This is a genomic window from uncultured Aquimarina sp., from assembly GCF_947492965.1.
In the GTDB taxonomy this organism is placed as follows: domain Bacteria; phylum Bacteroidota; class Bacteroidia; order Flavobacteriales; family Flavobacteriaceae; genus Aquimarina.
In genome coordinates this window covers 221310-241929 of the sequence record NZ_CANLOZ010000006.1, presented here as the reverse complement: position 1 = coordinate 241929, position 20620 = coordinate 221310, and the positions used below count along the sequence as shown (strand labels likewise).

At 29.0% G+C, this 20620-nt stretch carries 18 protein-coding genes; all 18 read right to left on the bottom strand.

The window, feature by feature from the left end; all coding sequences use genetic code 11:
• Position 1 precedes the first annotated feature (1 nt).
• The 18 genes from Q1B37_RS16875 to Q1B37_RS16790 all read right to left on the bottom strand — a co-directional run bounded on the left by Q1B37_RS16875 (position 2) and on the right by Q1B37_RS16790 (position 20597).
• Positions 2 to 982 carry a UDP-glucuronic acid decarboxylase family protein gene (locus tag Q1B37_RS16875; RefSeq protein ID WP_299900474.1) on the bottom strand — a complete coding sequence of 327 codons (981 nt, stop codon included), beginning with the start codon at positions 980 to 982 and terminating at the stop codon, positions 2 to 4.
• Positions 979 to 2298, bottom strand: coding sequence for a UDP-glucose/GDP-mannose dehydrogenase family protein (locus Q1B37_RS16870; RefSeq protein ID WP_299900472.1), 1320 nt, complete (start codon positions 2296 to 2298; stop codon positions 979 to 981). The genes Q1B37_RS16875 and Q1B37_RS16870 overlap by 4 nt, the downstream gene beginning before the upstream one ends.
• Before the next feature lie 79 nt (positions 2299 to 2377).
• The gene (locus Q1B37_RS16865; protein ID WP_299900469.1) at positions 2378 to 3721 is read right to left on the bottom strand and encodes an undecaprenyl-phosphate glucose phosphotransferase; all 1344 of its coding nucleotides are present in this window, start codon (positions 3719 to 3721) and stop codon (positions 2378 to 2380) included.
• Between the two features lie 44 nt (positions 3722 to 3765).
• Positions 3766 to 4914 (bottom strand): glycosyltransferase, encoded by a 1149-nt coding sequence (locus Q1B37_RS16860; RefSeq protein WP_299900466.1) that lies wholly within the window; start codon positions 4912 to 4914, stop codon positions 3766 to 3768.
• Positions 4915 to 5062: 148 nt separating this feature from the next.
• A complete protein-coding gene (locus Q1B37_RS16855) occupies positions 5063 to 6301 on the bottom strand; it encodes an O-antigen ligase (RefSeq protein WP_299900463.1) in 1239 nt (412 codons plus the stop codon).
• On the bottom strand, positions 6301 to 7383 hold the full coding sequence (locus Q1B37_RS16850) for a glycosyltransferase family 1 protein (protein ID WP_299900460.1): 1083 nt from the start codon (positions 7381 to 7383) through the stop codon (positions 6301 to 6303). The genes Q1B37_RS16855 and Q1B37_RS16850 overlap by 1 nt, the downstream gene beginning before the upstream one ends.
• Positions 7349 to 8152 (bottom strand): O-antigen ligase family protein, encoded by an 804-nt coding sequence (locus tag Q1B37_RS16845; RefSeq protein ID WP_299900457.1) that lies wholly within the window; start codon positions 8150 to 8152, stop codon positions 7349 to 7351. Before Q1B37_RS16845 ends, Q1B37_RS16850 begins: the two co-directional genes overlap by 35 nt.
• Before the next feature lie 459 nt (positions 8153 to 8611).
• Complete coding sequence (locus Q1B37_RS16840) at positions 8612 to 9625, bottom strand: glycosyltransferase family 2 protein (protein WP_299900454.1); 1014 nt, start codon at positions 9623 to 9625, stop codon at positions 8612 to 8614.
• Positions 9626 to 9643: 18 nt separating this feature from the next.
• The gene (locus Q1B37_RS16835) at positions 9644 to 10300 is read right to left on the bottom strand and encodes a class I SAM-dependent methyltransferase (protein WP_299900451.1); all 657 of its coding nucleotides are present in this window, start codon (positions 10298 to 10300) and stop codon (positions 9644 to 9646) included.
• Positions 10266 to 11522, bottom strand: coding sequence for an oligosaccharide flippase family protein (locus tag Q1B37_RS16830; RefSeq protein ID WP_299900448.1), 1257 nt, complete (start codon positions 11520 to 11522; stop codon positions 10266 to 10268). The genes Q1B37_RS16835 and Q1B37_RS16830 overlap by 35 nt, the downstream gene beginning before the upstream one ends.
• A gap of 33 nt (positions 11523 to 11555) precedes the next feature.
• Positions 11556 to 12902 (bottom strand): undecaprenyl-phosphate glucose phosphotransferase, encoded by a 1347-nt coding sequence (locus Q1B37_RS16825; protein ID WP_299900445.1) that lies wholly within the window; start codon positions 12900 to 12902, stop codon positions 11556 to 11558.
• Positions 12903 to 12959: 57 nt separating this feature from the next.
• On the bottom strand, positions 12960 to 14069 hold the full coding sequence (locus Q1B37_RS16820; protein ID WP_299900443.1) for a glycosyltransferase: 1110 nt from the start codon (positions 14067 to 14069) through the stop codon (positions 12960 to 12962).
• Between the two features lie 168 nt (positions 14070 to 14237).
• Positions 14238 to 15383: a hypothetical protein gene (locus Q1B37_RS16815; protein WP_299900441.1), complete on the bottom strand. Its 1146-nt coding sequence runs from the start codon at positions 15381 to 15383 to the stop codon at positions 14238 to 14240.
• A gap of 197 nt (positions 15384 to 15580) precedes the next feature.
• Entirely contained in the window at positions 15581 to 16810 is a 1230-nt protein-coding gene (locus Q1B37_RS16810; protein ID WP_299900433.1) for an O-antigen ligase family protein, read from the bottom strand.
• Positions 16803 to 17669, bottom strand: a complete 867-nt coding sequence (locus Q1B37_RS16805; protein WP_299900430.1) for a hypothetical protein — start codon at positions 17667 to 17669, stop codon at positions 16803 to 16805. Before Q1B37_RS16805 ends, Q1B37_RS16810 begins: the two co-directional genes overlap by 8 nt.
• Positions 17670 to 17844: 175 nt before the next feature.
• Positions 17845 to 18678, bottom strand: a complete 834-nt coding sequence (locus Q1B37_RS16800) for a hypothetical protein (RefSeq protein WP_299900427.1) — start codon at positions 18676 to 18678, stop codon at positions 17845 to 17847.
• Between the two features lie 325 nt (positions 18679 to 19003).
• Positions 19004 to 19804, bottom strand: a complete 801-nt coding sequence (locus tag Q1B37_RS16795) for a hypothetical protein (protein ID WP_299900424.1) — start codon at positions 19802 to 19804, stop codon at positions 19004 to 19006.
• 4 nt (positions 19805 to 19808) lie between these two features.
• Entirely contained in the window at positions 19809 to 20597 is a 789-nt protein-coding gene (locus tag Q1B37_RS16790; protein ID WP_299900421.1) for a hypothetical protein, read from the bottom strand.
• Positions 20598 to 20620 lie beyond the last annotated feature (23 nt).

Here is a 20620-nt window from a genome sequence, read left to right as displayed (position 1 = left end):
ATCAGGAATAAGATGAAAAATCCTTATGCTCACTTCGATATAGCTCTTCTTCTGAAAGGCTTTTGAAATATTCCAGTGTGCGTTTCATTCCTTCTGATCTATCGATTTTAGGTTCCCAACCTAAAATCTCTTTTGCCCTTGAAATATCTGGTTGTCTTTGCAAAGGGTCATTAACTGGAAGCGGTTTGTATATTACTTTTTGGTCTGTTCCCGTTAGTCTGATTATCTCTTCGGCAAAATCCTTTATGGTAATTTCATTAGGATTACCAATGTTGACAGGAAATACATAATCGCTAAATAATAATCTATAAATCCCTTCTATTAAATCATCTACATAACAAAAAGAACGAGTTTGGGAGCCATCTCCGAAAACTGTTAAGTCTTCTCCGCGTAATGCTTGCCCAATAAAAGCCGGAACAACTCTTCCGTCATTCAATCTCATTCTAGGACCATACGTATTAAAAATTCGTACGATTCTTGTTTCTACTTTATGATAGGTATGATATGCCATTGTTATTGATTCCTGAAATCGTTTAGCCTCATCATACACACCACGAGGTCCTATAGTATTTACATTACCATAATAATCTTCGGTTTGAGGGTGAACCAGTGGATCTCCATACACTTCGCTTGTAGAAGCAATCAATATTCTAGCATTTTTTTCTTTAGCTAATCCTAAAAGGTTATGTGTTCCTAATGAACCAACCTTTAGTGTTTGTATAGGGATTTTAAGATAATCTATAGGACTCGCAGGAGATGCAAAATGCAAGATATAATCTAAATCACCAGGAACATGAACAAATTTTGAAACGTCATGGTTATAAAACTCGAAATTTTTAAGTTTGAATAAATGCTCGATGTTTTTTAGATCTCCAGTTATTAGGTTATCCATAGCAATCACATGATAACCTTCTTTTATAAATCGATCACAAAGGTGCGATCCTAAAAAACCCGCTGCTCCTGTTATTAAAATTTTTTTCATGATATAACTTTTACATCCCTTCTTCCAATCGAGAAGTATGTGATTTCTTCTTTTTCCATATCCATAAGATCATATAGATTTCTTCCATCAAAAATAACAGGATATTGTAAGCTCTTCTTTATCTTATCAAAATCTGGAGTTCTAAATATACTCCACTCTGTACATATCACTAAAACATCCGCTCCTTCCAATGCATCATACATAGATGTTGAAAAAGTAATCCTATCCCCATATTTACGAGCGACATTATCCATAGCTTCTGGATCGAAGGCTCTTACATTTGCACCACTATCCAATAAACTTGATATAATATCTAATGAAGGTGCTTCTCGAATATCATCCGTTTCTGGCTTAAAAGCAAGACCCCAAATAGCAAAGGTTTTTCCCTCTAAGTTATTATCAAAATACGATTCGATCTTAGGAATTAAAGCCAACTTTTGATGTTGATTAACATCAATCACCGATTCCAAAATCTTAAAATCATATCCATCCTCTTTCCCCGATTTATGCAAGGCCTTTACATCTTTTGGAAAACAAGAACCTCCATAACCAATACCAGGAAATAAAAATCGCTTTCCGATCCTAGAATCAGTACCCATACCTATACGAACTTTATCTACATCTGCTCCTACCTTTTCACAATAATTAGCAATCTCGTTCATGAAGGTAATCTTAGTTGCCAAAAATGAATTCGCCGCATACTTTGTAAGCTCTGCAGACTTCTCATCCATAACTATGATAGGATTCCCTGACCGAACATACGGTTTATATAATTTCTTCATAAGATCCGTAGCTCTCTCCGAAGAGGATCCTACTACTATGCGCTCTGGCTTTAGAAAATCATCAACTGCAAATCCCTCTCTTAAAAACTCAGGATTGGATACTACATCAAAATCACACTTGGAGTTTTCTAATATAGCTGCTCTAACTTTCTCTGCTGTACCTACTGGAACTGTACTCTTATCAACTATGACCTTATACTCTGAAATGAGCTTACCTATCTCATTAGATACCCCAAGTACATAAGATAAATCTGCAGAACCATCTTCATCCTCTGGTGTAGGTAACGCTAAAAAGATAATATCTCCGTGATCAATACCTTCTTTAAGTGAGGTGCTAAACTGCAATCTATTCGCCTTTATATTGCGCTCAAAAAGTACATCTAGGTGAGGCTCATAAATTGGAACCTCGCCATTACGCATCCTTTCTACTTTGCTTTCGTCTATGTCTACACAAACTACCTCGTTACCCGTCTCTGCTAAACACGTGCCCGTTACTAAACCAACATAACCCGTGCCTATTACTGATATTTTCATGTATGAATAAAATTAGGATCAAAAATCGTGTTTTCCAATGATTTTTCAAGCCTTTTAAATAAAATATTATTTGATAATTCTAATATGCTTTTTCCTCTCCTTTAAAAACATTCATAATTGTTTGAATAATTATATTTATGTCCAATAAAAGTGACCAATTCTCAATATAAAAAATATCATACCTTACTCTATTTTGCATATCAGAGTCAGAAGCTATATTCCCTCTGTAACCACTTACTTGTGCTAATCCTGTTATTCCTGGCTTTACATTATGTCTAACCATAAACTTGCTAATCTTGTCTTTATAATCTTCTGTATGACTCATTAATAGTGGTCTGGGGCCTACAACCGACATCTCACCAAATAGTACATTAAAAAACTGAGGTAATTCATCCAAACTAGTTCTCCTGATAAATTTTCCAATTCTAGTTACTCTTGCATCATTTTTAGAAGCTTGAGTGCTATCTGATTCTTTATTAGGTGTCATGGATCTAAATTTATAACATAAGAACAAATCAAAATCTGCTCCATACCTATATTGTTTAAAAAAGACAGCTCCTTTGCTTTCTAGTTTTATCAATAAAGCTATTATTGGTATTAACCAAGACAATAAAAACACTATTACCAAACTTGAAAAAATGATATCAAAAGTTCTTTTGAACAAATACTTAATAGGATCTTCTAACGGAATTTTTCTTAAAGAAATAATAGGGGAAACATCATAATAGTCTAATTGAAGGTCTTTAGAGAAAAGTTCTTTATCATCTGGGATAAATTTTAAAACCTTCATGTTTGCTTCACAAAATCTAATATAATCTTTAATTTGATCATCACTTAATTCCTTAATGGAACAATACACTTCGTTTATGTTTTTATCTAAAATATAATCGAAACTTTCTTCTATGGTACCCTTTTTATCAGAGCTATTAGAGTTACTAAAAAAACCTTTAAATCGATATCCATACTCTGGCGAATTATCAAAAAAATAAGCTAATTTTTTAGTTGATACGTTATCACCTATAATAACTGTATAAATATTATTGCTACCTGTAATTATTCTATATTTCTTAAAAAAAATAAATAAAAAAACTCTCCATCCAATAATTGAAACAAGCAATATTAAAAAAAAGTTGATTATACTTTCTTTTGGAATTATAGTTTCCTTGAAATAATAATAAGTGCAAATCAATAAAGTCAAAAGTATTGTTTGTCGAAAAAAAAGAGAGATTATTTTTATGAGCTTGGTAAATCTATAAATAGCATAAATAGAAATAAGGAATGATAAAACAATCCAAAACAAAATAATGACTACAATATCTACAATAGATTGAGAAAGTAAAAAATAAGAAGTTGAAGAGACTATCAACAAGTCTATTCCATATACAAATGGTTTAATAAATTTAGAATAACCGCCTTTATTCATAAATAATTCTTTCTTTGGCAAATAGGGACTTTATACGAATATACTTATTCTTTGTTTTTCCAACGCTCATAGAGCATTTCTATTGTTTCTTTGAATTCTTTTTCAAATCTTTCTTTACTAAAAAAAACAGCATGCTTACGTATTGTAGTTTTATCAAAACAACTTTGGTTTTTTTCAAAAAAATCTACTGCTTCTAATAAAGAACTTGTAGACTGTTCTTCAAAATAAACTCCCGTATGAAAGTTTTGGCTTATTTCACTAGTTAAAGATACTCCTTTAATAGTTTCCAACGCTCCTCCTTCTGCAAAAGCAATTACAGGAACTCCACATGCCTGAGCCTCTAAAGGAGCAATACCAAAGTCTTCAACAGCTGCAAAAACAAATGCCTTGGCCTTTTGTAGAATTTCTTTTTTTCTATCAGAATCTAGAAACCCAAGTAACCTGATATTAGGCCCACTAATCTTTTTTATTTTATTATAATCTGGTCCATCACCAATAATGATTAACTCTTTATCTGTTTTGGAAAAAGCATTGACAATCAAGTCAATTTTTTTATAAGGAACCAACGAAGAACAAGTAACATAATACTCTTTTGTCTCGTGAGAAATTTCAAAACTATTTACATCAACTGGGGGATAAATTACTTTTGCTTCTTTATTGTATGTTTTTTTTATTCTTCGAGCTACATATTTCGAATTAGCAATATAAAAATCAGGTCTATTAGCCGTGGTAACATCCCATATTCGTAATTTATGCAAAAAAAACTTTGCAATAAATCCTTTGAGTCCCCTATGTAAGCCACTTTCTCGCAAATATTGATGATACAAATCCCAAGCATAACGAACAGGTGAATGCATATATGTAATATGCAGTTGTTCATGCGTAGTTAATACTCCTTTTGATACACAAGATGATGAAGAAATAATCAACTCATAGTCACTAAGGTCGAACTGTTCTATTGCCAAAGGAAATAATGGTAAATAAGATCGGTATTTCTTCTTTCCAAAAGGGAGTTTTTCAATAAATGAGGTTTTAGGTTTCGCGTTTTTAAATACTACTTGTTCTTCTTCCGGAGATAAAGTGTTTACCAAGGTAAAGAAGTCAAAGTCCTTCCATATGTTTGACATACTAGCAACACATCTCTCTCCTCCTCTATAATGAGTATACCAATCATGTATTAAGGCTTTTTTCAAACTTCTATGATTCTTGTGTATTTATTTAAATTTCTTTTTTCCTTCGTCTTCATGTTCTTTTTTATTTTCAACATAAATAGAAACAAAACTAATGGTAATGTCAAAAATACAGCGTTTTTAAGAATTTATTCAAAATATTTTGTAGCTCTTACACTTGATTTTTTTTAGACATCAATAGTATTGCGTTAAATACACTAAAGAATATAATACCATCATGTCGGTTTAGTACATTTTCAAAGGCAAATGAGAGTAATATAAGAGCTAAAAAGTAATGATATAATTTCAAAGAGGAGGATCTAAACCAACAAATTATGGAAGTAACAAATAATGTTATTCCAAAAATACCTAAAGTCAAAACTAATTGAAGATATTGACTATGAGCATTGAATTTGAATCTAGTAAATAAATCTGTATGGTTAAATTCTTCATCATAACATTCTTGAAGTTCAGAATTTACCCTTCCAATCCCATATCCTAAAATAGGCCTTTCTTCTATCTTTTTTAATGCACAATGATATATAACGCTTCTTATATTTTCATTTGATATTAACGGGTTCGTATTCTCATATTTTCCTTCTGGAATAGCGTTTTCATAATTTCTCATTTCATTAACCTTATTGAGAATAGGATTCCAAAAAACGGTTACACAAATACATATTAATGATCCAACCGCAAAAATTTTTGTTTTATTAGATACTTTCCAAAGGTCCAAAAGTAACCAGCCTAAAGAAACTATTGTTGCCAATATTGGCATTCGAGCACCTATTAAGTAAATCCAATAGAAAAAATAGCATATTATAACAACATTTGCTATTAAGAATATTTTTTTATTAATGTTTTTAATAACGAACCAAAATCCACATACTATGGCAAAGCCAATCCATATTGAAAGATAAGTTCCATGTACCTCAGTTAACTGATCTATTCGATCTCTAAGGTGCCAAGAGCTTAAATTTTTATTAGCAATGATTTCGAAAGTGGATATATGTAGATAAATAAGAAAAAGTAATAAAGAAGCAGTGTATAAATACAATACAACTTGTAGTTTATGATATTCCCAACGAAATGATTTCTGGGTTAAAAACGTAAAAGCAATTAGCAAAGTAGGAGATAAACGTATAACAAATTTTACGCCCTCATTGACACTGGTACTATGAAATAAGCTAATAATATATATTATACTTATTGATCCTAAAGAAATCAATAGAATTGTTTTGTTTCTCGTCCAGTGTGTAATTCCTTCTAAAAAAAAATGAACTAAACTAACTACAAATAGTGTAATAATTAAGCTACTTTGTATTCCTCTTGGTGTAATAGGGAATAGAACTAATAGGCCAATTAAAATAAAGTGTATACGCTCATAATATTTTTTTACTATTTCGCCCATTATAATTCTTTAAAATAATTGACATGTCTCTCAATAGAGTATTTCCAATCAAACAATTTAATTTGTTCTAATCCCTTACTTACTAGGTTCATAATTACATCAGAATCCAAAAGCAATTGTTCCAGTTTATTTTTTAAATCAATTGCATTTGTAGGATCAAAATACATAACAGCATCTCCTCCAACCTCTTTTAGACTTGCTCTATCAGAACTCAAAACAGGAATTTTACATACCATAGCTTCTAGCAATGGTAAACCGAATCCCTCATATAATGAAGGAAAAATAAAAATACTAGCGTTCACATAAACCTTCGGTATTAAATCATCTTCCAAATACCCAGTAAAATGGATAGACTCCTCTAATTTTGTTTTCTTAATATATTTAAATATTTCATTATCCTGAGTAATAAACCCCTCTTTTCTCCCAAGAATAACAATTTTATACTTTGATTTAATTTCAGAGTTTAATTGATTATATGCTTTTAAAAGTGTAATTAAATTTTTATGTTTTTTTACATTGCCCACAAATAAAAAATAATTGTCTGGTAAATTTAATTTTACCGAACAAGCACTGTTCTTGACAAAGTTCAAATTTATTCCTCCGTAAACAACCTTTATTTTTTCTTTATTGATATTAAAAAAAGTAAGGATTTCAGATTTTGAAAACTCTGAAACCGTAAATATCATTTCACTATTCTTAGCAGAATTCCTGTAAAGTATTTTGGCCCATAGACGTTTTAAAAAGGAAAAATTAGTGGGGTTAGAAAGATGGTTGACATCATGAATTGTAACTACCATTTTCTTTGACTTAACATTGTATATTGGAGCATTAAAATGTGGTATCCAAAGTACATCACACTTAGGTATTTTAAATGGGTACAATATCTGTTCTTTTAAAGAATATACCTTAGCATCAAAGCGTATAATATGAAGCTTCTTACTCCAATCGAAAGAATCAATAACTTCTGGAACCCCAATTGCGTATACTTTATCAAAATGATCAATTAAAGAAGGCAAAACATTCTTAATATAAGTTCCTATCCCAGAGTTATGTATTAATCTTAAATCTACCACTAGTTTCATAATTAGCGTTTTTAGTTAATACTAAACTCAACAAAACCCAAGGATACATAAAGTGAATTTGGACTCCAAAAATAAAAAGCAAAACAAAACCACACAATAATGCTATTTTTTTACTATCCTGCTTTATTTCAAAAAATATTCTTCCCAAAATGAAAATAAATACGGAAAAACCAAGTATTCCTGTATCCACAACTATATCCATTATTCCCCCATATCCATGTGCATCTAAATTCCTAATCTTCTTAGGTGGTAAAGGAAAAAAACCTCTATATTCTTTATTATTTCTTAATAATGGATAATTACCTATTCCAATACCGAAAAGACTATTGTTTTTTATCATGTTAGGAGCAATAAAAAAACCTGAAATTCTTCCCATAACCAGATTGGGATCATTAGGTCTTTCTTTTACAGCAATTTTCACCCTCTCTATTTCATTAATATACATTCTGCTAATATTAAAGAATAAAAATAAAAACCCGATACTGCAAATTATCGCAATAGGAATAAGTAATCGTTTTAATTTATTTTTTATAAATGAAAAATTTTCTACCATTAACCAAATTACACAGCAAAGTATACCAGCTTTTGATTTGGCCATAAAGAAGATGACTATAAACAAAAATAATCTTTGGATAAATATTTTTCGTTTATGCAACTGAGCTCCTACTATTATAAAAATAAAACTAAGCATTAATCCGTAAGGACCACCTTCTACAAAAAAACCTCTTAATCGAGTATCCCAACCATACACAAAACGTGTTTGATCCATGGAAATAATTTCAAAAATAACCAGTAAATAAACAAAAGTTAGAAATAATGTAATTAGAAGATTTAGGTTTATAAATCTTGATAGGTATATTTGAAACTCTCCTGTTTTCTGTAATCTTTTAAAATACAACCAAGAAATATTACAGAGCACTAAGCAGCTTACAATTTCTATATATCTACCGATCGTTATCCAGTAAGGTCTTTTAAAAAAAGATGGTTCTAAGTATACGAAAGTTTTACTTCTTGTAATCCATAATGAAACGAAAGCAAATACGCTAAAAAATAATAAAAAACGTACAACGTGTTTATTTAATTTTCCAAGTAAAACAAAGGGGCTAATCGCTAATAGGAGTATTTCACTAATTTTAACAGGACCAATTTTAAGATCTGTAAACTGCACGCAAAAAATTAACAGCAAAAGGATTATTGTATTAAATATGGCATTTTTCTGTTTCAATTCTTATGTGGTAATTACCAATTTTATAATTTTTGGGATTCGATCAAAGCTACCAGAAATTATTCTTTTAAAAATGGTTGCTGTTATAATAAAAAGTTTTACCGTGAAGAGATATTTCTTATAAAACTTTCTAGAAATCAATATTCTATTCCGTAAAGATAATAAATCAATAAACTCGGACTTTTTATTCTTTACACCAAATAATGTAGATTTTCCCTGTTTGTGATAAACACCAAAAACAGGTAACACTGCAGTTTTACCACCAGATTTTTTTGCTCTTTGCACCCAATCTAATTCCTCAAAAAAAAGGAAGTACTCTTCACTCATTAAACCAATATGTTCCAAAAAACTACTCGATAGTATTAATGACGCACCTATTGGGTAATCTATTTTAAAATTACTTAATTCGAGGTTATGGGTATACTTTATTCCCTCTCCAATATGTGATGTAATTCCTGATATCTTATTGTACTTTCCTCCTATTGCCTGAATTTTGTTAGATCTATCATATTCCAACAAAGGTGTGCCAAACAAGGTGTTCTTAATATCATTAGTTGAAAATCCATATAATAAGTTTTTTATTTCATTAATCACATTCTTGGCAACTACTGTATCGTTATTAAGTAACCAAATCCAACTGCTTTCTATCTCTAGTCTTTTTAAATAACGTAATGCAACATTATTAGCAGCTGCGAATCCTTGATTTTTTCGTGCTTTAACAACCAAGAGTTTCTCATCAAAAATTTGTTCCTCCAATGCTTCCTCCATCACGAAAGCATAATCTATTTGTTCACCTTTAAATGGTTTTGAAAATTCAGGAAAACTAGTTTCAATTTGGATAGGTACTTTACCAGAAACCCAAGCTTGAAAAGTATCAAAGTCATCTTGTACATCACTATTATCAATGACAATAATTTGAAAATCTTGATTTTTTTGAGCATTCAAAGATTCTAAACACTCAATTGTATCATTAAGACCGTTAAAGTTTACAAGAATTATATAAAACCTACTCTTCAAATCAACAATTTTTGAGTTTTACGACACTCTATTAATTTTAAACAAATATTGTACAGTGAAAAATTGCGTAAACATCCCAAAGGTTAACTTATTAATTAATGTTGCTTTGGATCTAAGAATCTTATTATTAGGTAGAATTTTTTCAATTTTTAAATCTTCATTACCACTAAATAATCTTATCATATCACTTTTACAAAAAAAACGAATATGTGTTTTATCAAAAATGCCTTCTTCTTCATATCTAAAACTTCCTTTCAGATAAATTTTAATTAAAGCAGAATAATGTCTTATATTAGGAATACTAACTAAAAAAAAACCATTTTTACTTAATAGTTTTTTCAACTTTGACACTACATTATCGGGGTCTTTTAAATGTTCCAAAACATCAGCTAAAATAATAACATCAAATTTTCCAATATTTGTCAAATTAGACTCCTCGATATCCAAAATATGAACAGAATTAAACTTTTCTTTATCCTCTACTAAATCTATAATATCAATCATATGAATTTCAGAGGCGATTTCTTTCTTTTTAAGATATAAGAGAGTGTTACCTTTTCCTCCTCCTACCTCTAAAACTTTAAGATCTTTCTCGTCCTTAACAAAGTGAATTATGTCGCTTCGAACATTAGAAAAATAACTATGTTCTTTCTCTTGGTACATTTCTTCTATCATAAAATATCTTGTTTAAAAAGACGACATATAATAATTCAACTAAAACAATACTGTAAAAAACTCCTTCGGCTCCGTAAAACTTTGCAAGTGGTAAGCAACTAAGAATACCTATCAAAGGTATTAATAAAAATGCTTTCATTATCAGTTTTTTTTCGTCCAGTGCTAAAAGCAACAAATAAACCGGACAGTTAAAAATTACCAGAAATAAACCGAACAGCGCTATATGTAATAATTTTCTTGACAGTAAAACGTAGTCTTTAACGAAATATTCTATTAATGGTTCTTGAAAACTCCAAACTAAAGCAATAAGTATAACTATAAAACAGCCAACAAAAATGTACGTTTTTTTTACAAGTTGAATTCCTTTGCGAATTGATTCTTCCATTAATCTAGATACTCTCGGTAACATTAAATTAATGTAAATAGAGAACGGCGCTCTTAATACGTTATAAATTTTTTCTATAGCCGCAAAAACCCCAACAATCTCATTACTAACAAATAGATTGAGTAAAATAGGGTATAAATTTGTTGAAATATAAAGGCTTATATTAGAAACGAAATAATGTGTACTGCCACTAAGTTCCTTTAAAAATTCAAAATATCTAAAACTAACCCATAGAATTTTTATCTTTTTTTTAATTAGAAAAAAAGATAAAACCCCTGTTATTAATACACCTAAACCAAAAATAAAATTAATATAGATATAATCTTCGGGTTGTTTTATAACCCAAAAAACTCCTATTAAGTATACCGTTTTATTTAGTACTGTTATCAAACTTAATTCTTTAATCATTTGAAGCCCCTGTAGAGCCCAATTCAAATTAAAAACTGAGGATAAAGGAATGAATAAAGAAAATAGGAACAACTTAATATTGTCCCTTAGATAGGGAGCAACAAACACAGATAAAGAGAATAGAGCAATAGTTATTATAAATAATATGGCTTTTGTATGGAAGGCTTTAATTATAATTGAGCTCTTCTCTATATCCATTTTACTTTTCGATATACTATTAACCCCAGAAATATTATACCCATAGTCTACAATTAGAGATAAAAAGAACGTAGTGGAAAACGCTATAACTGATAACCCATAATTACCTAAACCAACAACTCCAATTATATAAGGTATAATGATAAGCGGGATCAATAAAGAGTAAACACTGCTAAAACCTAACAAAATGGAACCCGAAAAAAAATATTTTAAATCTTTGGGAGTAGACATTACTTGCAATATAAATTTAATATGGTAGAATTACTAATATGCTTTCTCCTCTCCCTTAACCGCATTAAAAACTGTAAGAAAAATAATCTTAATATCTAATAATAAAGACCAATTCTCGATATAAAAAATATCATATTTAACGCGATTAACAATATCTTTATCAGTCTCTATTTCTCCTCTAAAACCGCTTACTTGCGCCAGACCTGATATACCAGGTTTTACGAAATGACGTACCATAAACTTATCAACTTTTCTCGCAAAATCCTCATTATGTTTCACCATATGAGGTCTAGGTCCTACAACAGACATATCTCCTTTTAATACATTAATAAATTGAGGTAGCTCATCGATACTTGTCTTCCTTATAAATTTACCAATTCTTGTTACTCGTGCATCTCCTTTGGTTGTCTGTTTTCCGCTAGTACTAGGTTTCATTGACCTGTATTTATAACAATAAAACTCTCGATAATCCAATCCATTTCTTTTTTGCATAAAGAAGACAGGTCCTTTAGACTCTAATTGAATAAGTAAAAATATTAAAGGTGTTAACCAAGAAAGAATACATATGAGCACTATTAACGATAAAAGTATGTCAAAGCCTCGTTTCACAAATTTATTAATAGGATCATCTAAAGGGATTTCTCTAAATGATAATACTGGTATATAACCATAATAATCAAAACTCAATTTCTTAGTAAATATGTCTTTATTGTCTGGTATAAATTTTAATACTTTAAGATTATTATCTGTAAAACCAACTATTTCCCTTAGTTGCTTATTGGTAAGCTCGGCCACCGAACAATATATTTCGTCTATTTGATTACTCATAATATAATCAAAACAATATTCTAAGCTAAAATTCTTTTCCCTAACACAAAACCTTTTTTGAAATTTGTACCCAAAATCACTTCTTTGTTTAAAAGTTTCAATTAGTTGGTTCGTTTTTTTATTATTACCAATAACTACCACGGTCCTAAAGTTACCTCCTAAAACTTTTCTATATTTATTAAGCAAGAATAGTAATAAATATTTAGTAAAGGAGATTGTAAAAAAAGATATTAAAAAATATTTTCCTAACACCAACCTGCTGATAACGGGTTGCTTGAAAAATCCAATAAATGCATACAATACAAGAACAAAAATTACGAATTGTCTTATTAATGAAGCAAGCGTATGAATTACCTTAGAAAATCTTTTAGTATCATAAAAATCCGTAGTTAAAGAAATAATAATCCAACTAATTGAAATATAAACCGGAAATATTAAAGTCGTACTTGATTTAATATTTAATAAAAAAATAAGACCAATTAGTATTACCAGATCAACCAACAGAAATATTGGTTTGATAAAAATTGAAAAGCGTTTTTTTTTCGAATTCATCTCTTCGGTATCATTAATTAACTTTACTTTTTATCATTCTCATATTTTTAATTTAGTTTATCCAATAAAATAATTATACTTTTCTTCAACAAACTCCTTTATCTCCATTTCAAATCTTTCTTTGGAAAATTTTGAAGCGTGATCACTAATAAAATTAGGATCAAAACTCTGTTTTTCAAATTGTTTCACAGCTTCAATAATCTGTTTAACTTCTTGTTTTTTGAAAAGCAAGCCAGTCTTTTCATGTATCACTGTTTCTTTAACTCCACCCTTATCCAGTCCAATGACTGGTGTGCCACAGGCTTGTGCCTCAACAGGGATAATTCCAAAATCTTCTTCAGCTGCAAAAATAAAAGCTTTGGCATTTCCCATCAAACTTATAAGTTCGTCCTCTTCTACAAATCCTTTCAACTCTATATTCGAACTCGTAATTTTTTTGATTTTACCAAAGTCTGGACCACCGCCAGCAACTATTAATTTTTTATTTGGCATTTGATTAAATGCTTTAACTATTAAGTCAATTTTCTTGTAGGAAACCATTCTCGATGCAGTAAAATAAAAATCATCCTTATCCTTTTCAAGTGGGAACTTATCAATATCTACCGGCGGATATATCACTTTAGAATCTCTGTTATATACCTTTTTAATTCTTTTAGCTATATATTTTGAATTGGCTATAAAATAATCGACTCGATTGCTGTTAATCACATCCCAAATTCGGATTTTATTTAGTACATATTTTGCATATGTCCCTTTAAAACCACTTGTTAATTTCGCTTCCTCCAAATACTGATGATAAAAATCCCACGCATACCTCATTGGAGAATGACAATAACAAATATGTAATTGATCCTGATTGGTTAACACTCCTTTTGCTACAGATGCTGAAGAGCTTAATATCAGATCATATTCATTTAAATTAAATTGTTCCACCGCATAAGGAAAGAGTTGAAGAAACTTTCGATGATTACTTTTTGCAGTTGGTAACTTTTGAATAAAGCTGGTTTGTACTTTTTTATTATTAAGAATGAACTTCCGGTCTTTATCAGTTAAGAAGTCAATCAAGGCATAATGTTCGAGATCATTCCATACATTATTTATCGAGTGTATTACTTTTTCAGCTCCTCCATTAACATAATACCAGTCATGTATTAATGCTTTTTTCATTATGTTCTTTTAATTTATTAATTATATAGAAAGAATAATATCATACCAAAAAGGAGTATAAAATTTCTCCAATGATCAAACCTACAATTAGCAAATATACATTTATCGCACACAGATACATCCAAGTCCTCAAAAAAAAAATAGAATTTGTGTTCAAATTATATATGATCAAAAAGAATAATTGGTAAAGTACAAGCTTAATGTTATAGAGAATATTACTAATAAAGAAATTGCAGACTTTCTGAATACTATTTTCTTTTTATATAACACCCAAATTTGCAACATTGCTGCTATATAAAAAATCACAAAATGTATTATTGTATATCGTGATAAGTTAAGAAAATCTTTACTTATATATGAACCACTTAAAAATAAAATTATCAAGACTAAAAATAAAGGGGTTATTTTTTTTGCTAATTCTTCCCTATCTATAATATTTGACATTAATGCGCTGGATATCCAAAAAACAACTTGAGCCGATAAAATAAAATATACCCTTTGATACTCATCAATAGTGTTTTTGTAAAAATCAGAAAAAAACGGAACAATATATTGACTTAAAATAAATGAGAGATTTGATATCAGGTAAAGACCAATAAAAAAAATGGTAAAATATTTATCCAAAGTTTTTGGATTTAGAGTGTAGATGTCACGAAAAAAAGCAATACTTACAATTTGATAAATCATAACAACCAAAGCTGCTAACCTGAAATAGAAAGAATAAATCCCCACTAATTCAAAATCCTTCAAAAAAAACTCTATCAAAAACCTACCAGAAACCGTAATAAAAAAAATTAACATAGCAGAAAACAGAAGATGACAACTAAACTTAATGATTTTATAGTATTTTAAAAGAGTAATTTTATTTATTTTAAGAGCTTTAAAAAGGGAGTGTCCAACATAGAATAGTGAATAAAACAACACAAATCGATTAATGTTTTCTAAAGATTTATTGTTCAAATCCAGATATGCCAAAGTAATAAATACCAATAGTAATAGATAAACTCCCGAATCAAAAAAAACTGCTTTTATAATCTTCCCATCCGTTTTTAATTGAGTTGAAATAAAAACTTGATTAGATATGATATAAGCCATATTAAGAGCCATATAATATTCAATTGAAAACCCAATTGAATAATAACAAATTTGAATCACTAGAAAAAAAAACAATAACCACATATAATGCAGAGCAAACCCTTCTAATGTTGATGTATCTTTCTTTCTTAATTTATAAAAAGGATAAGCGCCAGGAACTCCTAAATTAAGTGATGTATTAAGTACCATTCCTAAACCTGCCAAAGCATATTCTAACACTCCAAAATCTTCCTTGGATAATATTTCGGCTGCTAATAAAGGAGTTAAAAAAACTACTCCTTTACAAAAAACAAAAGAAATGAAAAACCAAAATTTACCTTTAACAAAATCAAGTATTTTATTCATTTACTCATTAAAAATTAATGTTAAGTATAACAATCGAATTCATAATATCTAGCTTTTATTTATCTATTCTATTATTTAGGTTGTTCTTCATACCTCATAAAAAATGGCAGCAGTACTGCGAAAATATAAACTCCGTGTTGTCTGTCTAGATAAGATTCAAATAAACAACCAATTGCAAAAAAAATTACTAAGTAAAAACAAAAATTCTGCTTAATTGAAACTGATTTTAATAACAAAAACATCAAAATCAAAAAACAAAATCCTCCCAACAATCCCGTTTTCAAAAACTCAGATAAATATTGATTGTGATTATTTAAACTCTCCTTTTTTGCGACCTTAAAATTTATCTTGTCATAATTCTTATTTAACACATCTTGATAATCTCCTGTACCTACACCAATTGGGAAATTTTTAATAAATTCTTTTGTTGATATGTAATTGATTAGTATTCGGTGTTCTAATGTGTTCTTGGTATAAGTTACACTGTTTTTTGTAATAATAGTCTTAAGATCAAAGTCGGTTGTTTGAACCAGTACATCAATTTTTTTTCTAATCCCAGGCATACTATATGCCACTACCATAACAGAAGTAATTGATGCAACGATAGCAAATATTTTAAAAGTATGACTTTTGTTTTTTAAATAATTATACCCTTTTGTAGAAATGATAACAAACAAGAAAATCAAAGAAGTTTTATTCCCTAATAAGAAAACACAAAAAATAAAAAAGAGAACAAAAAATAAATTTGATAAAAAACTTATTCTAAGTTCGATTAATCTCAAACAATATAATAATGGCACAATAACAATAAACAGAATGTAAAACTGACTAACTCCTAATCTTTCATTTATTACATACAGTACAAAATTGTTAAGAGGTCTTTCATCTATAAAAAAATGAAAAAAGATATAATATAAAAAAATACAAGTAATCGTATACTTTAATACTTCTAATATTTTGTATACTTTGGATTCTTGGATTGTTTCTGATATGATAACACCCGGCACAAAAAGAACCGGTATTAGAAGGGTTATTTTCTTTAGACCATAACTTACATTTGAACTATATAACAACCCGATAATCTGAGTTAAAAAAAATAGAACATACAACAGGAAAACTTTGTTATTTCTTAAATAAGATAGCTTATTTATGATATTTTCTTTTGAGTCTAAGAAGAAAAAAACAATAAGTAGTATTACGCTAATTGAATTAAGTGCATAAGATAACATGAAGCTAATTAAACCTAACAAAACTATTACTGAATATATGTCTTCTCTGTATTTAATAAAAGTCTTAATCATCTAATATGTTTATGTCTTTTACCAATATGTTAGTAAGTACGTGATCGACAACCAGAGTGTCTTTATAAGGAACATCTAAATTTAATTCATTTATAAAAGTAGGTTGATCGGTCTTACCTTCATCAAGTTTTAGCGGAAAACCTTGTTTTGAATCTTTTGTTTTAATCAAAACTTTATTAAAAGTAGAATTTCCACATCGATTAATCCATAATCCAGACAATATCTTTTCATCACCCTTATTCGCATCTTGCATAAAGGTCATTCCATCTACATCACCAATTCCATATTCCTCAATAATGATTTCACCAAAATAATGACCAGTACCGGTAACATATGCACCATGTCTATCGGATGATTTAATTACAGTTTTATCTATTTTTATATTTTCCGGATTGTTACGCTCTCCGTCAATAGCTAAAGCTGCGTGATTATTTTGATAACGTAAATCTCCAGAACCAAGATCTTCAATTTCCAAATATTTTATGCTCACATCTTTAGTTCCTTTATAAATATGGCATCCTTTATTTCTAAGCTTCTCTATACTTCTTGTAGTATCTGATTTGAGAATTAATGTGTCCAATTTAATGTTTGAAGAATTGTAAGTTCCAAAGCGATTGTACAATATTAAAGTGCCTTCAAACTTTATGTTCTTGGATCTTTTTCCCAATTCATCTGTAATACCCACAAAACTAAACTCTGCTTTATCGAAATAAAATTTTAAATTTTCTCTTGAATTAATTACGAGATTTATTCCATAGTAACCTTTTGGAAAAAATATTTTCACTCCTGATTCTTCTGCAAAATCTAAAACAGTTTGAATCCTATACTTTTTAGTGTGAGGATGTTTCTTATTATTCAAAGAATCAGGATAAATGCCGTACCTTCTTATATCACCCAAAGGGAACCTATTGTCAAGAACATAATTTTTTTCATCAATTTCAATCTTCTTAGGGGTTGGTTTATCTGCCGTGTCTTTTTTACAACATATTATTAACAGCGAAAAAACACATAAGAGAAATGTTGAGAAAATTGTCTTACAAACTGATTTTGTTATCATAAGTAGTATTCAGAAAAGAAAAAATTATCAACCAATAAAACAAATTAGCAGAAGCCCCTAAATGAAACGTTTGTACAAACATACAAAAGAATAGTAAGAAGATATACCAAAAGTTTACGGAAGCTTTTATTAAATAATTGATTGATAATAGTAATACCGGGATAAAATAATACAGGAAACCAATTATTCCATTATTCACTAATAAGGTTATCCAGCCATTTTCTGCATTATTTTTATATATACTGCCATAGTAGCCGTTATTCCCAAAAATTAAATGTGCTAAATCATAAGACAACCAGGTTTTTATCCCATTAATCCAAAATGTAATCCGTGCAGCGTTTCCCTCGTTAGAGGTGTCAAAAGAATTTTTAAATCTTTCGATTGACGACTCGTCGAGTAACAAATAAATCACTGTAAATGAAAACAACAACCCAAAAATCAAGAGAAAAAAATATTTAGGTTTTAATAAAATAGTAAGTAAATTATACTTTTTTACATAGTATAAAGCAATAATACCAGCGCAAATAATAATCCCTAATCTACCATTAGCAAAAATGGATATTAAAAGAATCAAAAACAAAACCTTAATATGTTTCCTAAATAAAAATGCAGCTCCAATTGCAAATTGTGAAAGGGCTAACGGACCTTCAAAAAACACTTTTGCTCTAAAAACATTTGTAGAACCTGAGAACAATTTCTCATCTAATGCTCTAAAACCAAAATATGTCTCCCTATAAACCACAAAAAGATACTCTTTGAATAAAAATTCGTATGCTCCAAGTAAAACAGTGAGTATTATAAAATACCTCATGTATTTAATAAATAAATCATAATAATTTATAATTAAAATTGCTGTAACAGTACTTAAATATATATTAATGTCAAACTTATCTTGCCATAATGGACTTGAAAACAGAAAAATAAAAATCGAAACCCCATAATAAGTAAAAAGTAATGAATCTATTCTAAATTTTGAAGAAACAAAAACACCAAAAATAAAACACACGTAACTTATAAAGAGAAAAATTAACCTTACATTATAAATGCTTAAAGTAGCCTCAGCAAACAAATAAAAGTAAAAGGCAATTATAATTGACAATACTCCAAAATTGCCCCATAGATTGCTTACAAATGCTTTATTTATTCTTAAACTTGGACTTATATGAATCTTTTTCATATACTATTTCTTTCAAATCAGAAAAATCTATTTCAGAGTATTTAGATTTAATATCATCTATGTGAACATTTCTAAATCTTAACGGTTGACTAACATACATTCCTTCTTCCTTTAAATCTTTAGACACCACCGAATTGCTACCAATATTAATACTATTCATGACTGTTATGCCAGGATTAAAAACGCATCTTGAACCTATATAAACATTATCGCCTATTTGAATTTCTCCGTCAATTCTTATACGACCTTTACCATTACTTTCATGAAAATATCCATGAGTCCAAAATTGACTATCTGTTCCCCCTAATTGTGAATTATCACCAAACTTTATACTTTTCGTTAAATCAAAAAAATTGTTGCTTGTAATAAATGTGTGATACCCAAGCTTTATTAGGGATTTATCGTAAATAAAGGGATAGTATGATCTACGAAATTTATTTTGTCTACCTATTCCGCTTTCCTCTCCTAATTCTATATCAAATGGCCCTTTAAAATAATTTAATCCTTTAATAAAACTATTTTTAGAAAGTTCAATTTTATTTACCCTAAAAAAATTGAATGTTTTTATTCTTGCGTTTTGATGTAAAATTATTTCATCTGCCAAATATACTCCCCATCCTATTTTTGCACTAAACGAAATCTTATTCCCCGCCAATCTCAAGAAGAAAACACGAATAAACGAAAAAGGTAATAATCCAAACCAAAGGTTTAGAATACTTCTTAATGAGATATTTTTCGAAATAGACTTTTTTTCCATCATCTTTTTATGTTGAATATTCAATTTGAAGAATTAATCTTGGCTTTAAAGGAGAAGTACCTTTATGATAACAAAATGTATCCTCAAAAAAACCCTCTCCAGACTTACCTGTCATTACTTTTATCCTTTCTTTATTAAACCTTTCTTCAACCATTTTATCCGTAAGTCTTCTATTATATTTCTCAAAGATTGTTTTTCTTTTATGAGTGTTCGAAATAATTACATGAGGTCCTGTTTCAGAATCAACATCTGTGATGTAAATAAAAAGTTTCAAAAATTTATATGCATCAATATCATAATGAAACCCATAAAGACTTGTCGATTTGTTTTCTGTTTTAGGAAAAGACCACCACATTCTTACATCTTTTATTTTAGGTTCAACGCCTAAATATTTACGAGCAATTTCAACATTATTTTTATCATAAACAATTTGTTCAATTTGTTCACAGGATATTACTTTATCATTACTATACCAAAGCCCTTTTCCAGGCTTAGTTGGGCTAGAATAATCTATTTTATAAGGCTTTTTTGAGTCTATATCAAGATAATCTATTTCATTGGCATAATCGATTATTTTTTCCAACTTACTCTCACCTATACTTATTAAATCACTATGTCCGTTTTCTACTAACTGATTTATTATTTTACCAGACTCATATGATAAATCGTCGTTAACATACGTTTTGTTAGGGTTTCTATTCCCTATTTTCAATATAGATAGAGCTAATTTTCTTGTCCAAGAAAAAATTGTAAAAATTCGCATCAATCTAATTTTTATTTTTTTAATTATATTCATAATATCACAATAGTTTTAAGAAT